This window comes from Pseudomonas sp. BP8 (genome assembly GCF_017875955.1).
Taxonomy (GTDB): Bacteria; Pseudomonadota; Gammaproteobacteria; order Pseudomonadales; family Pseudomonadaceae; genus Aquipseudomonas.
The window spans coordinates 2,647,732-2,661,390 of record NZ_JAGINK010000001.1 but is presented as its reverse complement, the minus strand read 5'-3'; the positions used below and the strand labels follow the sequence as shown (position 1 = coordinate 2,661,390).

Here is a 13,659-nt window from a genome sequence, read left to right as displayed (position 1 = left end):
CACGACCATCCCCCCACCCTGTCGGTACCCACCGAGAGGGTTCGTCTATGCGCCTGTTCATCTGCGAGAAACCATCCCAAGCCCGCGATATCGCTCGGGTGCTGCAGGCCAGCAATCGCGGTGATGGCTGCCTGAAGGGTCAGAACGTCACCGTCACCTGGTGCGTCGGCCATCTGCTGGAGACCGCTCCGCCTGAAACCTATGGCGATTACAAGCGCTGGTCGCTGGACGATCTGCCAATCATTCCCAGCCGCTGGCAACTGGTAGCCAAGCCCAAGGTCGCCAGTCAGCTCAAGGTGGTGAGCCAACTGCTGCGCACTTGCAGCGAGGTGGTGATCGCCACAGACGCCGACCGCGAAGGCGAGATGATCGCCCGGGAGATTCTCGAGCGCTGCCAGTATCAGGGGCCGATTCTGCGCCTGTGGCTGTCCGCGCTGGATGAAGCGTCGATCCGCAGAGCCTTGGGCGCCTTGCGACCAGGAGAACAGACCTTGTCGCTGTACCACTGTGCCCTCGCTCGCTCCCGTGCCGACTGGCTGGTCGGCATCAACCTGAGCCGGCTGTTCACCCTGCTCGGCCGCCGCGCCGGTTTCGATGGACTGCTGCCGGTGGGACGCGTACAGACGCCCACCCTGCGCTTGGTGGTCGAGCGCGATCGGGCGATCGCCAGCTTTGTGCCGCAGCCATTCTGGACCGTCGATGTACACCTTAAGCAGGACGGGATCCGCTTTCAAGCGCGCTGGCAGCCCCCGACCGCGGTCAGCGATGCGGTTGGACGCTGTATCGACGAAACCGCCGCGCAGCAGGCGCTCAGGCGCCTCACTCAAGCTGGCACCGCGCAGATCGACAGCGTCGAGGTCGAGCGGGTGCGCGAAGGCCCGCCGCTGCCGTTCGACCTGGGCACGTTGCAGGAGATCTGCTCGGCCAAGCTCGGACTGGGTGCGCAGGAGACCTTGGCCACCGCCCAGGCCCTGTATGAGACCCACAAGGCAACGACCTACCCGAGGACGGATTGCGGCTACTTGCCGGAGAGCATGCTCGATGAGGTGCCGCGCGTGCTTCACGCACTGGCCGCAGCCGCACCCTCGCTGGGGGCAGTGCTCAAGGAAGTCGACCCCAGCCGCCGCTCCCGTGCCTGGAACAGCAGCAAGATCACCGCGCACCACGGCATCATTCCCACCGCCGTCACGCTGGATCTGGCGCAGCTCTCCGAACGCGAGCGGGCGGTTTACACACTGATTCGCGCACGCTACCTCGCGCAGTTCATGCCCGAGCACGAGTACCTGAAGACCCAGGCACTGCTGCACAGTCAGGCGGACCAACTGATGGCGCGCGGCAAGCAGATCCTGGTTCGCGGCTGGAAGGCAGTGATCAACGAGGCCGACGGCACCGATCCTGCCGAACAGGCGCAGCGCTTGCCGACGTTGCGTGAATCCTCGACGGTGGCGCTGATCGACGCCACGCTCAACGCACAGCGCACACAACCGCCCAAGGCGTATACCGAAGGCACGCTGGTCAAAGCGATGAAGACCATTGCCAACCAGGTGGCCGAGCCGCGCCTGAAGCAGAAGCTCAAGGACAGCTGCGGACTCGGTACTGAGGCGACCCGCGCGGCGATCATCCAAGGCCTAATCGACCACGGTTACCTGACCAAGAAAAAGCGCAGCCTGGCTGCCTCAGCGGCGGCGCATACCTTGATCGAAGCGGTGCCACCCGAGGTGGCCGACCCGGTCATGACCGCGCTGTGGGAGCAGGCGCTGGACCGTATCGAATCGGGCCAACTGAGCGTCGAAACATTTCTGGCCAAACAGGCGGAATGGCTGACTCGACTGGTGCGCAGTAACGCCACGCTCACCCTGCGCCCGCCACCCAGCAAGGGGCCGTTCTGCCCGGTTTGCCGCAGCACCATGCGTCAGCGCAAAGGTCGCACCGGCAGCTTCTGGTCGTGCATCCGCTACCCCGAATGCAAGGGCACCAAACCGGTGGCAAAATCCAAGCGGGCGAAAAACGCATGACTTGACGGCGCACCGCAGCGCTGGTGTAGTGATCTGGCCCTTCGCCGCTAGGCGACCTAGACCGATTCGCTCCGGGCAGCTCGGTCAGACTCGTAGAGTTCGGAGCCATACTTCACTGCATCAGCAGATGCCTATTCAGCGTTTCCAAGTTTCCCAGGTGGATGACCCGTGCGGCTTGTACCAGGCCTTAGGGGTCATCCGCTTCGGCGACGATGCTCAGCTCCGGTGCCCGCCGGTGAAACACTGGGCACCTTTTGTGCGCGGATGCGTGCCAGTTGATTCCGACCCAGGCCACGACAAGGGTCGGTTGATCCAGGTGGATCGGCAGTGGAGCTCTGCGACGGACTCCGGTGCCACATCGCCGGGTCAAGGGTGGTCCAACTCTTCCTAGCCTGATGACCGTCGGGCTATTTTTTCGCCGCCGACAATCCACCGAAAGCCACCCGATTCCGCCCGCTCAGAGCGCCTGAAGACCATGGTTGACGGGCCTTTCGCGGCGTTTTATAGATGAGCTGCACACCGCTGTCGTTGACAGCACCCAGGTAGCCAGGACCTTCAGGGCTACGCCCGTTTCGGGTGGTTCTCCCCCAAAGTGCGACTCGCGCTCGGCAGCTCGCACGGTCACCGTCCCATCGGTGATGAGCGCCTTCTCGACCGATCATGTGTTTGCACCTCCCCTTGCGGAACTCACCAGCCGCCAGGGCCGGTGGATGTCCGCGTTCTGCTGAACAGGAGCTCCATCATGACTACTGCAAGCAATAACGCCCCCACCACCTACTTCAACCTGCATACCCAAGGCATCGGTTACCTGAACCGGGTTCGCGAAGTCCCGGTTCGCCGCGGCCAAGCGTTCATGGCCTGTGACATCGCTGCCTTGCACGGTGCCTCGGACGACGTCGAGTACACCCGCTTCGACTGCAAGGTCGCAAGCGGTGAAGCCGACCGGCTGATCCGTGAACACCTGGAAGACGTCCGCGCGGAACGCAAGGTCCTCATCGCGTTTCGCATCGGCGACATCTGGGTCGATCCGTTCATGTACGAGAAAGGCGAACGCAAGGGGCAACCCGGCGCCAGCCTCAAAGGCCGACTGATCTTCATCGAGTGGATCAAAGTCGATGGCCAATTCAGCTACCGTGCGCCAGCTCGCACCGACACCGCCGCCCCTGAGGATGCTGAATCAGGAGAGTCGGAACAGGTGGACGGTGACGCTGACCAAGGCCAGCCAACCCCAGCCGTTGCACGCAAATCCACAGCCGCACGCCAGTCTGCTTGAGGCAGGTTGACCGCCCGCAGCAGGCGCTCTTAGGAGCGCCTGTTGTTCATTCACGTCGGAGGTCGCCATGGAAAGTTTCTGGCTCTGTGAGGACTGCCTGCAGGCGGTCGCCTACGACGACTTCAGCGGGCTGTCGCTGTACTACAGCGAGGCTGAAGTCGAACACCGCATCGCTCACATGCGTGCCCAACTGCAAGCCCTGCTACCGCTGAGCGCCGATTTCGACCCCCATACCGGCGCCGGTATCGAGGCCTTCTCCACGCAACCGTGCGAGGGCTGCCTAAGCCCGCTGTACGGCACTCGACATCGCTTCACGCGCCTTTGATCACATACCTAAACCAGCCTGGGGCACGCCCTCAGGAGGGCGCTCCATCTCTCACGAGGAATTGCCCATGAACACCGCCTTGAACCTGGTCGACCCGCTCGATTCCGTACTGGCCCAACGCGCCCGTGAGGATGCGGTGATCACCGAGGCCCTGCAGCTGCTGGACCAACGTCACTTCCAGCGCGGCGAGGTGCTGATAACCCCCGCTGATGCTGCAGCCTACTTGAAACTGCAACTCGCCCCCTACCATCACGAAGTGTTTGCCCTGCTCTGCCTCGACTCGCGCCACCGTGTGCTGAGCTTCGACATCCTCTTCACCGGCAGCATTGACGGTGCGTCCGTGTATCCCCGCCAGGTGGTCATCAAGGCACTCGAACACAATGCTGCCGCCGTAATCTTCAGCCACAACCACCCCTCTGGCTGCTCGGAACCGAGCGGCGCCGATCGGGTGCTCACCACCCGCCTGACCGAGGCTTTGGCCCTGGTCGAGGTGCGTGTCCTGGACCACATCATCGTCGGCGAAGGCACCCCGCTTTCGTTGGCCGAGTACGGCTGGATGTGACAGCCCACCTTGCCTTTGAGGTCACCGCCCGTTCGGGTGGCCTCGGCGCTTTCGGAGAACGACCATGCACACTTCCCTGCCCAATCCGTTTCTTCGCGGTTTCCAAGACCTGCGCTACGAGCGTGTCCTGCAGATCAGCTATGCCGATGATTGCCCACCGTGCTACCGCGCGCTGCACCCGGCTCAGAACGAGCTGCCCGATGAGGTCATTAGCCTGCAACCGTGCCTGTTCGATGACGACGTCGCGGTGATCACCGACGGTGTATGCGTGCCCGAGTTTGTGCGCATGCGCTGCCCGGCCGACGGTCTGGTGAACACGGTGCTCTACCAGATCATGGGCAATCAGCTCGGACGCCCGATGCATATCGGCGACCTCGGCAACGTCGAGGCTGCGCGTAACCTGATCGAGCAACTGTCCTTTGCCACCGGACACTACAGCCGCAGTTGGGAGATCAGCAGCGCGCACCTGCCCGCAGACGAGTTCGAGTTCCTGCAGGTGTGCACCTGGTGTAATTCGCCAGCGGGCTTCTTCGAGTGCTTCGAGCTCAACAGCAACCATGCCGTGGGGTGCAAGCTGTACTCGACACCCTGGGTAGCGGCACATGAAGCCAGCAGGATCGGCTGGAGCGCCAGCGAAGTCTGTGCGCGCATGCGCGATGACTATGTCCCGCCGGTGCTACTGCAGCTGCTGATGCTGGCAGGCCAGGCAGACACCCGCCTGCTGATCTTTGACCCTGACGCCGCACCACTGGCGGAGCTACCGCTCTTCACTGAAGACTGACCAAGGCGCCCTCCCGGGCGCCTTTTTTGTGGTAGCCGACCGAAAAGCTGGCTGGCCAGATTCGGTTTTCCAGTGGGGACTCGACTCACGCCTTCGCCATCGTATCGGCAACATTTGTCGAGACACGGTCATGCACACACCCACACTCTCCACCCTCGGACTGATGATCGCCCTGGCGGGCTGCAGCACGCCGCCACCGCCTCCGGCCCCGGCTCCCGCTGCACCACCCGCGTTGCCGGCGGCATTGCCAAAACCGAAAGCCCAGCTGCCAGCCTGGGTGCGCCAGGACCGTTACACCCTGGTCACCACCCGGCCAACGCTGGAGCAGCGCCAGCCGCTGTATCAATTGGTCAACGTACAAATTGCACCAGCCCTGCATGCCACCGTCGGTGAAGCCCTGCGTCACGTGCTGCAACGCTCAGGCTACGCACTGTGTGCCGATAGCGCAGCGGTGGATCGCTTGTTCCGTCGCCCTCTGCCTGCAGTACAGCACCAATTCGGCCCCATCTCACTGCTGGACGCCCTGACCATCATCGGCGGCCCGGCCTGGCGACTCGACATCGAACCGGTCGAACGGACCGTGTGCTATGTCCTACGCGTGCCGTCGCCCGCTCCCCCCTTTTCGACCCTGGAGCTTACGCCATGAAGGTCCTCCATTTTCAGGCTCTGGTGGTCGGTGCCCTGTGCCTGGGCGCCGCCGTGCTCGCCGCCGAAACCTACAACCATCATCAACAACTTGCCGAGCTTCAGGCTGACGCCCGCAATGCCCCGGCCGATCCGGCGCCAGCCTTGCGCCGCGATATCGATGCGTTGGCCGACCGGCTCACGACGCTGCAGCCGCAGGTCGTGGCGTTGGGCGAGGCGCAAGGTCGACACACTGCAGCGCAGGCCGCCCTCGGCCAGCAGCAGGATGAGCTGGCCGTCTCGCTCAAGGCGCTCCAGGCAGAACCGCCAGGACCAAGCAGCAACGATCTGACGACTTTGGGACAACGGTTGGCCACGGCAGAGGCCACGCTCGAGAAACTGTCGACCCACCCTTCTGCGCCTGCAACCGTCAACACGCAACCGCAGGCCTCCAGCGGTGAAAAAGCCAAGGCCAAGCCTCTGGCCCCGCCTTTCACCCTGCTGGGTATCGAGACCCGAGGTGACGTCAGGTTCGTGGCAGCTCTGCCGGCAGGTGCGCATTCGCTGACGACCGTGCACCTGTTGCAGCCTGGCGACAGCTTGAACAGCTGGCAGCTGCGCGCGATCCGCGCGGACCAGGTGGTGTTCCATGTCCCGGGGCATGGCGACCACACGCTGCCACTGCCGTGACGAGGTGCGTATGACTCAGATCTCCTTTCTCTCGCTCATCCTGCTCCCCAGTTGCCTGTTTGCAAGTGCGGCATGGAGCGCGCCAGAACTGGTTGACTCGGCCCCGCAGTTCAGCGAACAGACACTGTTGGATCGGCAGACAACCGCTGCGGCTCGGGCCAAGGCCTGGGGGCTGACCGATGATGAGTGGACCAAATTTGAGCACCTGCAGGCCGGGCCCCGCCACTACTGGTCGCCGCAGCTCGACCCACTCACCACCCTCGGGGTGGAAGCCGACTCGGACCAGGAACGGCAACGCTACGCCGAGCTCCAGGTCCGTATCGAAGCCAAACGTGCCGAGCACGAGCTGGCCTACCAGAAAGCCTATACCGCCGCTTGGGCGCGCCTGTTCCCGGGGATGCCGCCCGTGCAGGGCATGGCCGACGATCCAGCGGCTACCCCTGCCGGCCGCTTTGCCCTGTTTGTGGAAGAACTCTGCCCGCCCTGCGTCTCCAACACCCAGCAGTGGCTGCGTAGCGGAGCACACCTCGATGTGTACCTGGTCGGCAGCCAAGGTGACGATGCGCGTTTACGCCGGTGGGCTCGGGGCGCGGGCATTACCCCCGCCCAGGTCAGCAGTGGCCAGGTCACTCTCAACCATGACCGTGGCCGCTGGTTCACCCTGGGCGCCAGCCGCCCCTTACCAGCGCGCTACCAGCAGGTGGACGGGAAATGGCAGCGCATCGACTGATCCTCCCGCTGGCCTTGACCTGCGCCACGGTCGTTCACGCCGACGCGCTGCCGCCGCCTGCGTATCAACTGGCCGCCGCACGCGCCGGCATCCCCGCCTCCGTGCTGTTCGCCATCGCCCTCCAAGAGAGCGGCACGCCGCTGCGAGGTCACCTCATCCCCTGGCCCTGGACCCTGAATGTTGCTGGCATGCCGCAGCGTTTCGCCCGCCGTGATGAGGCGTGTGCCGCACTCAAGCAGGCGCTGGTCCGTCACGATCCCAAGCGCATCGATGTCGGCCTGGGCCAGACCAACCTCGGCTACCACCCGGACCGCTACCGCAGCGCCTGCGAGGCTCTCGATCCGCGCGCCAACCTGGCTGTGACTGCCGAGCTGCTGCGCGCCCACTACGCCGACAGCGGTGACTGGGTCGTGGCGGCGGGCCGCTATCACCGCCCCGCCGGCGGTAAACCTGCAGCGCTCTACCGCCGACAGTTCAGCCAGCACTGGCAGCGTGTCCAAGCAGTCGTGTCCTCTCCGAGAGGGCCACGGCCATGAACCGTCGGTGCTGGTTAACGCTGTTTACCTGCCTGTGGTGGACGTTTGCCGCGCTCGCGGCCCCCAGTCAGCGGCCCGATCCCCGCGCGCTGACCTGGGCCCTGCCCGTACACAGCACACGCCTGTCGCCCGGTGCCGTGTCGCCAAGGACCTTAAACCTGCCAGGGTTCACGCCGCTGTTCCTGGTCGGGCACGACGTCGCCTCTCTGCAATGGTTGGCCCAGCATGCACAGAGGCTGCAGGACCTGGGCGCCAGCGGCCTGGCTGTTGAAGTGGCCGACACCCCGGCGTTGCGCCGCATCCAGGCGGCAGCCCCGGGACTGGATATCTGGCCGGTGAGTGGTGACGACATCGCCGAACGCCTGGAGCTGCAACACTACCCGGTGCTGATCACGCCCACCGGCCTGGAACAATGAGGGTTCATCATGAGCGAGCATGCGATGGAGTCCCTGCTGCGCCCTGCGGTGGAGCTGTACACCGTGGGCATCTGCGCCGGTGCCGGCGCGCTGTGCCTGCATTCGCCCTGGGCGGTAGCCCTGTCGCCCGAGGTGGGGGCAGGCATGGCCCTGGCCTATACCGCATTCGGCCTGAAGCGGCTCAACGAGGCACGGATCGTCCTGCGCTACCGGCGCAACATCCGCCGCCTGCCGCGCTATTCGCTGACCAGCCGGCAGATTCCGGTGAGCGGCAAGCGCCTGTTCATGGGCCGCGGCTTTCGCTGGTCCCGCCTGCACACCCAGCGCCTGCTCGAGGCGCAGGACCCGGCGCTGGCCAGCTACGTCAATCAATCGGCTGCCCACCAGTGGGCGCGACGAATGGAACGATTGCTGGAGAAGGCCCCACCTGGGCTGTCAATGCTGCCCCGCCTGACCGCCTGGGACAGCCCATTCAACCCGGTGCGGCCGCTACCGCCAGTGGGTGGCTCACCTCTGCTGCATGGCGTCGAGCCGAAGGAACAGGAAGCCAGCTTGCCGCTGGGCGAGCGAGTCGGGCATACCCTGGTGCTGGGCACCACGCGGGTCGGCAAGACACGCCTGGCCGAGGTGTACATCACGCAGGACATCCACCGCCCTAGTCAGGAAGTGGTGATTGTCTTCGACCCCAAGGGCGATGCCGATCTGCTCAAGCGCATGTATGTGGAAGCGCGGTGCGCCGGCCGCGAGCATGAGTTCTATGTATTCCACCTCGGCTGGCCGGAGATCTCCGCCCGCTACAACGCCATCGGCCGCTTCGGCCGCATCTCCGAAGTCGCCACCCGCATCGCTGGCCAACTGAGCGGCGAAGGCAACTCGGCTGCATTTCGCGAGTTCGCCTGGCGCTTCGTCAACATCATCGCCCGAGCGTTGATCGAGCTCGGCCGGCGCCCTGACTACCTGCAGATTCAGCGGCACGTGGTGAACATCGATGCGCTATTCATCGAATACGCTCAGCACTTCTTCGCCCGCCATGATCCGCAGGCCTGGGAAGCAATCGTGCAGATCGAAGGTCGCCTGAACGAAAAGAACATTCCGCGGCACATGATCGGCCGAGAAAAGCGCGTGGTCGCCATCGAGCAGTACCTGACTGCGAAGCGTATCTTCGATCCGGTGATGGACGGCCTGCGCTCGGCGGTGCGCTACGACCGCACCTACTTCGACAAGATCGTAGCCTCGCTGTTGCCACTGCTGGAAAAGCTCACCAGCGGCAAGACCGCGCAACTGCTCGCCCCCAACTACACCGACCTCGAAGATCCGCGGCCGATCTTCGACTGGCTGCAGGTCATCCGCAAACGCGGCATCGTCTACGTCGGCCTGGATGCGCTGTCTGATGCTGAAGTCGCCGCTGCCGTCGGCAACTCGATGTTCGTCGACCTAGTCTCCGTCGCCGGCCATATCTACAAGCACGGCATCGATCATGGTCTGCCAGGCTCCTCCAGCGCCGCGGACAAAGTGCCGATCAACCTGCACGCTGACGAGTTCAACGAGCTGATGGGCGACGAGTTCATTCCGCTGATCAACAAGGGTGGTGGCGCCGGTATCCAGGTCACCGCCTACACCCAGACCTTGAGCGATATTGAGGCGCGTATCGGCAACCGGGCCAAGGCCGGCCAGGTCATCGGCAACTTCAACACCCTGCAGATGCTTCGCGTGCGGGAAACCGCCACCGCCGAATTGCTGACCGATCAGTTGCCCAAAGTTAATGTGCAGACCCGAACCCTGGTATCCGGCGCGACGGATACCGCCGATCCTGATGCCCGAACCGACTTCACCTCCTCCTCGCAGGATCGGGTCACCACCACCGCCGTACCACTGATCGAACCGGCGCACATCATCGCCTTGCCCAAGGGGCAGATGTTCTCGTTCCAGGAAGGCGGACAATTGTGGAAGGTGCGCATGCCGCTACCGAAACCGGCTAGCGACGATGCGATGCCGGCGGACCTGCAGACCCTGGCCGCGCGCATGCGCGATTCCTACAACGCCAACGCGGGGAGTTGGTGGAGCACCACCAGCGGCGCTCCGACGGTCGATTTCGATCCAGAGCAGCCTCCACCCGGGCGCAGACACACCCCGTAAGCGCGCCGTCAGCAACCGAGTATGTGGAGCCCGTATGCCTACCACCCCAACCAGCTCACTTCCTCCACAGCGAAGTCCGGGGCTCGTCTTCGGCATGCTCGAGCAGTGCCTGCGACTGCTCGGCCTGCTGTTCGCTTCGCTGATATTCTCCATTTTGCTGGAGTTTGTGGGCATGCTGTGGTTCTGGCCCGAGCAGGGCTGGCATCACAGCCATGCCATGTGGCTGAGCGAGCTGGGCAGGCTTAGTGGCCACTTCAAGAATTCATTGCTCGTGCAAGAGCCGGCGCAAGCGACCGCCAAGGTACTCGAACACCTGAACGACTGGGTCGTAGTGCGCTCTGGATGGGCGCAATCCGACGGCCAGCTGAAACTGCTCAGTCGAGAAGCGTCAATCCAGGGGCAGTTCGCGCAGGTCTATGTTGTGATACAGGACTATCTGCTGGCGGCCCTGTTTACGGTCTTTACTTTCGTAGTGCGACTGGCCGTTCTCACCTTGGCCACCCCTCTGTTCCTGCTCGCGGTGATCACCGGTGCGGTCGATGGGCTGATGCGTCGTGACCTACGCAAATTCGGTGCAGGTCGGGAAAGCAGCTTCGTCTACCACAGGGCGAAGCGGACATTGCTACCACTGATGGTCTGCCCGTGGGTGATCTACCTGTCCCTACCATGGTCGTTGAATCCCAACTGGGTGCTACTGCCATGCGCCACTCTTCTGGGCTGTATGGTCGCGATCACCTCTGCAACATTCAAGAAATATCTTTGACGGCTCACCTGGTGGTCGATCGACGAACTCTCTCCGATTGGCGATGAAAATCATGATCTTGGCCAGCAATGGGTAGGATCTCAACACCGACACCCTCCACCAAGCCGACGAGATGTTCACGATTTGGGAACACCTCATTGACGATCGATCAGCCCTGAGCTACCTTGTTCCCAAATTGGGAACAAAGCTACGATCATGAGATTGCTTGGTAGAGAAAAATTACCCATTTTGCAGGGAGAGAGCGAGCATATCCGCAAGTGGATTGGCGTGTGGGTGAGCGAAATCGACCATGCAACCTGGAAAATCCCATCGGAACTGCTGGAGCAGTTCCCGAATGCTCTTGCTACTACCGAAGATACTTTTTTGTTCTCTGTCTGCGACTCGGGCAAGTTTTTAGAGTTGAAGGTTGCTTTTGCCCAAGGAATTGCAATCATCACTGCTATAGTGAAAAGAATATGATTACGTTGAGCCCTAAAATTATCAAAACAGAGGAACAATACCTCGAATACTTCAATGAAGTACATTCGCTGATAATTTCTTCTCCAAAACTTGGCTCCGAGGAGAGTGACAGGCTCGAACTGCTTTCGATGCTGATAGAGGACTACGAGAAACAAAAATACCCTGTCGAGGCTCCAGACCCTATTGATGCCATTCTTTTTCGGATGACCGAGAAAGGTCTAAAGCAAGCTGACTTAGTCCCCTATTTTGGCACTAGAAGCAGAGTATCAGAAGTCCTAGCAAGAAAACGCCCACTTACTGTCCCCATGATCAGGGCCCTTGCTATTGGCCTCGGAATTTCTGCCGATACCTTGATTGGCCTTGATGAAGTCGGTAGCAACCATAACAAATCGAACGTAGACTGGTCCAAGTTCCCCGTAAAGGAAATGGTTGCCAGAGGCTGGATTGACACAATCACAAGCAAGGCAAAAAAGACAGTCGAAGAGATTGTCCAAGGTTTCATTTCCGAAGTAGGCCTACAAGAAAGCGGGGCCTCTTTTCGCCGTACACTTTCTGGCGACTCCCCCACCCCAACAACAACTTATGCACTATATGCTTGGCTCGCCAGGGTAATCCAAAGAACCAGAGAGATTAAAAGTGAGCTACCTCCTTATGACAAAAGCAAGGTGGGTGACGCGTTAATCAAAGAAATCATTCAGCTCAGTCGGTATGAGGACGGCCCTCGAAAAGCAGTACAATTACTCAAAAGCCATGGCATTGCGGTAATTATAGAGCCACAACTCAAAGGGACTATGCTTGATGGCGCCGCGCTAAAAGAGACTGATGGCACACCTATTATTGCTCTCACGCTCAGATACGATAGAGTCGACAATTTTTGGTTCACCCTAGTACACGAACTGGTTCACGTATGGAAGCACATTGATGATTCCAGCGAAGCCATCCTTGATGATTTGGAGCATACTAGCTCTGACAAAAGAGAGTCTGAAGCTAACAGAATCGCCCGAGACGCATTTATCCCCAGATCAATGTGGAAAAGAACCGACGCCTACCTGAGACCAAGCAAGGAGACGATTACTGCTCTAGCAAAAGAACTGAATATACACCCAGCAATCGTAGCCGGGAGACTCAGAAAAGAAGCGGGCAACTATAACCAATTCACAGACCTTATCGGCCAAGGAATGGTCAGAGCTCAACTCGAAAACTTATGAGATGTTAAATATGAACAACCAATATTTTCCTATCATTCGAGCCAAATCCGGCGAGTTCGACGCACTGTCATTCTTACAAAAGCTTGACAAGTCGGCACTGGCACGTTGCACGCCTATCTTCGAGATCACCGTACTTAACGGAAAAGCGCTTGAGGCAGCCATAAAAAAAAGCGACACGCCATTCGAGGACTATCTTGACGCACGTGCGCACAGCATAGCTAAAATATTCAGAGGCAAGCATATTCTCATAGATGCTTCTCAATGGCCCATTGAATTTAGCACTGAGGGGGGAGAACAGATACTCAGTTTCGTCTGCAACAGGCTGAATGATCTGGGTGTACTGGCCTGCCCTATGATAGGCTACGACCGCTGGGAAGTACCAGAGTATCGTGAAACAATTACTTCCATGCCGCTGTCTGATGGCGCGTACTTCTGCATTAGGCTGGACAGCTTAGCGATTGAAGATCTTGGCGATCTAGATCACTTGAGCGAAATCATCGAAGATATGGTTTTGAGCACCGGACTTGTCGAATCCAACACTCCAGTCTTAATTGACATGGGTGACGTAACCAAATTCTCAATACAAGATGTGATGGAAATTCTTGAAACTGCGTACGGACACTTGAGCAGCTTAGGATTCAAACGTATCATAATGAGCGGAAGCTCGATCCCCGATTCGATTGAGAAAGCTGTAAAAGAACGTGACTCAAGTGGCTTAGTGCAAAGAAAAGAGATGATTGCCTGGAAAGGATTTCTATCAGCAAACCCAACAGCCTCGCTGAGCTTTGGTGACTACGGCGTAAGAAACCCGAGAGCTTCGGATACAATCGCTACGAACATGAACGTAAAAATCAGATACACAGTGAACAATGCATATTTTGTGGCTCGCGGTCACTCTGTTAAAGGAGATGAAGGATACGCGCAAAGCCAAAAACTCTCAAAAATCATTGTAGATTCGATTCACTACAGGCAACCAAAGTTCAGCTGGGGTGATGCTATGATCAAGCAATGTAGCTTAGGCAAAATTGTTGGCAGCTCTACCGACTGGATTGCTTATGACACCAATCACCACTTGAAAGCCGTAACTGGCGAGATCTACGAATTTACTGCCCAACTGGCCGCAGTTTCGGCGCGCGCCTAA

At 60.4% G+C, this 13,659-nt stretch carries 15 protein-coding genes; all 15 read left to right on the top strand.

Annotation, left to right across the window (positions count from 1 at the left end; all coding sequences use genetic code 11):
• The first annotated feature begins 47 nt into the window (after positions 1-47).
• Entirely contained in the window at positions 48-2,015 is a 1,968-nt protein-coding gene (locus tag J3B00_RS11610; RefSeq protein ID WP_209867642.1) for a DNA topoisomerase III, read from the top strand.
• Between the two features lie 742 nt (positions 2,016-2,757).
• Positions 2,758-3,288, top strand: a complete 531-nt coding sequence (locus J3B00_RS11605) for an STY4534 family ICE replication protein (RefSeq protein WP_209867641.1) — start codon at positions 2,758-2,760, stop codon at positions 3,286-3,288.
• Between the two features lie 67 nt (positions 3,289-3,355).
• Positions 3,356-3,613 (top strand): hypothetical protein, encoded by a 258-nt coding sequence (locus J3B00_RS11600; protein ID WP_209867640.1) that lies wholly within the window; start codon positions 3,356-3,358, stop codon positions 3,611-3,613.
• 67 nt (positions 3,614-3,680) lie between these two features.
• Positions 3,681-4,175 (top strand): JAB domain-containing protein, encoded by a 495-nt coding sequence (locus tag J3B00_RS11595; RefSeq protein ID WP_209867639.1) that lies wholly within the window; start codon positions 3,681-3,683, stop codon positions 4,173-4,175.
• Between the two features lie 64 nt (positions 4,176-4,239).
• A complete protein-coding gene (locus J3B00_RS11590; RefSeq protein ID WP_209867638.1) occupies positions 4,240-4,956 on the top strand; it encodes a hypothetical protein in 717 nt (238 codons plus the stop codon).
• A 130-nt stretch (positions 4,957-5,086) separates the two neighbouring features.
• A complete protein-coding gene (locus tag J3B00_RS11585) occupies positions 5,087-5,602 on the top strand; it encodes a PilL N-terminal domain-containing protein (protein ID WP_209867637.1) in 516 nt (171 codons plus the stop codon).
• The gene (locus tag J3B00_RS11580; protein ID WP_209867636.1) at positions 5,599-6,270 is read left to right on the top strand and encodes a hypothetical protein; all 672 of its coding nucleotides are present in this window, start codon (positions 5,599-5,601) and stop codon (positions 6,268-6,270) included. The genes J3B00_RS11585 and J3B00_RS11580 overlap by 4 nt, the downstream gene beginning before the upstream one ends.
• Positions 6,271-6,280: 10 nt before the next feature.
• On the top strand, positions 6,281-7,000 hold the full coding sequence (locus J3B00_RS11575; RefSeq protein WP_209867635.1) for a TIGR03759 family integrating conjugative element protein: 720 nt from the start codon (positions 6,281-6,283) through the stop codon (positions 6,998-7,000).
• Complete coding sequence (locus J3B00_RS11570; RefSeq protein WP_209867634.1) at positions 6,982-7,536, top strand: transglycosylase; 555 nt, start codon at positions 6,982-6,984, stop codon at positions 7,534-7,536. The genes J3B00_RS11575 and J3B00_RS11570 overlap by 19 nt, the downstream gene beginning before the upstream one ends.
• A complete protein-coding gene (locus J3B00_RS11565; RefSeq protein WP_209867633.1) occupies positions 7,533-7,952 on the top strand; it encodes an integrating conjugative element protein in 420 nt (139 codons plus the stop codon). Before J3B00_RS11570 ends, J3B00_RS11565 begins: the two co-directional genes overlap by 4 nt.
• Positions 7,953-7,961: 9 nt before the next feature.
• A complete protein-coding gene (traD, locus tag J3B00_RS11560; RefSeq protein ID WP_209867632.1) occupies positions 7,962-10,088 on the top strand; it encodes a type IV conjugative transfer system coupling protein TraD in 2,127 nt (708 codons plus the stop codon).
• Between the two features lie 34 nt (positions 10,089-10,122).
• Complete coding sequence (locus J3B00_RS11555; protein WP_209867631.1) at positions 10,123-10,851, top strand: TIGR03747 family integrating conjugative element membrane protein; 729 nt, start codon at positions 10,123-10,125, stop codon at positions 10,849-10,851.
• 195 nt (positions 10,852-11,046) lie between these two features.
• Positions 11,047-11,310 (top strand): hypothetical protein, encoded by a 264-nt coding sequence (locus tag J3B00_RS11550; protein ID WP_209867630.1) that lies wholly within the window; start codon positions 11,047-11,049, stop codon positions 11,308-11,310.
• Positions 11,307-12,518, top strand: a complete 1,212-nt coding sequence (locus J3B00_RS11545; protein WP_245362528.1) for an ImmA/IrrE family metallo-endopeptidase — start codon at positions 11,307-11,309, stop codon at positions 12,516-12,518. Before J3B00_RS11550 ends, J3B00_RS11545 begins: the two co-directional genes overlap by 4 nt.
• Positions 12,519-12,528: 10 nt before the next feature.
• Positions 12,529-13,659 carry a beta family protein gene (locus tag J3B00_RS11540; RefSeq protein ID WP_209867629.1) on the top strand — a complete coding sequence of 377 codons (1,131 nt, stop codon included), beginning with the start codon at positions 12,529-12,531 and terminating at the stop codon, positions 13,657-13,659.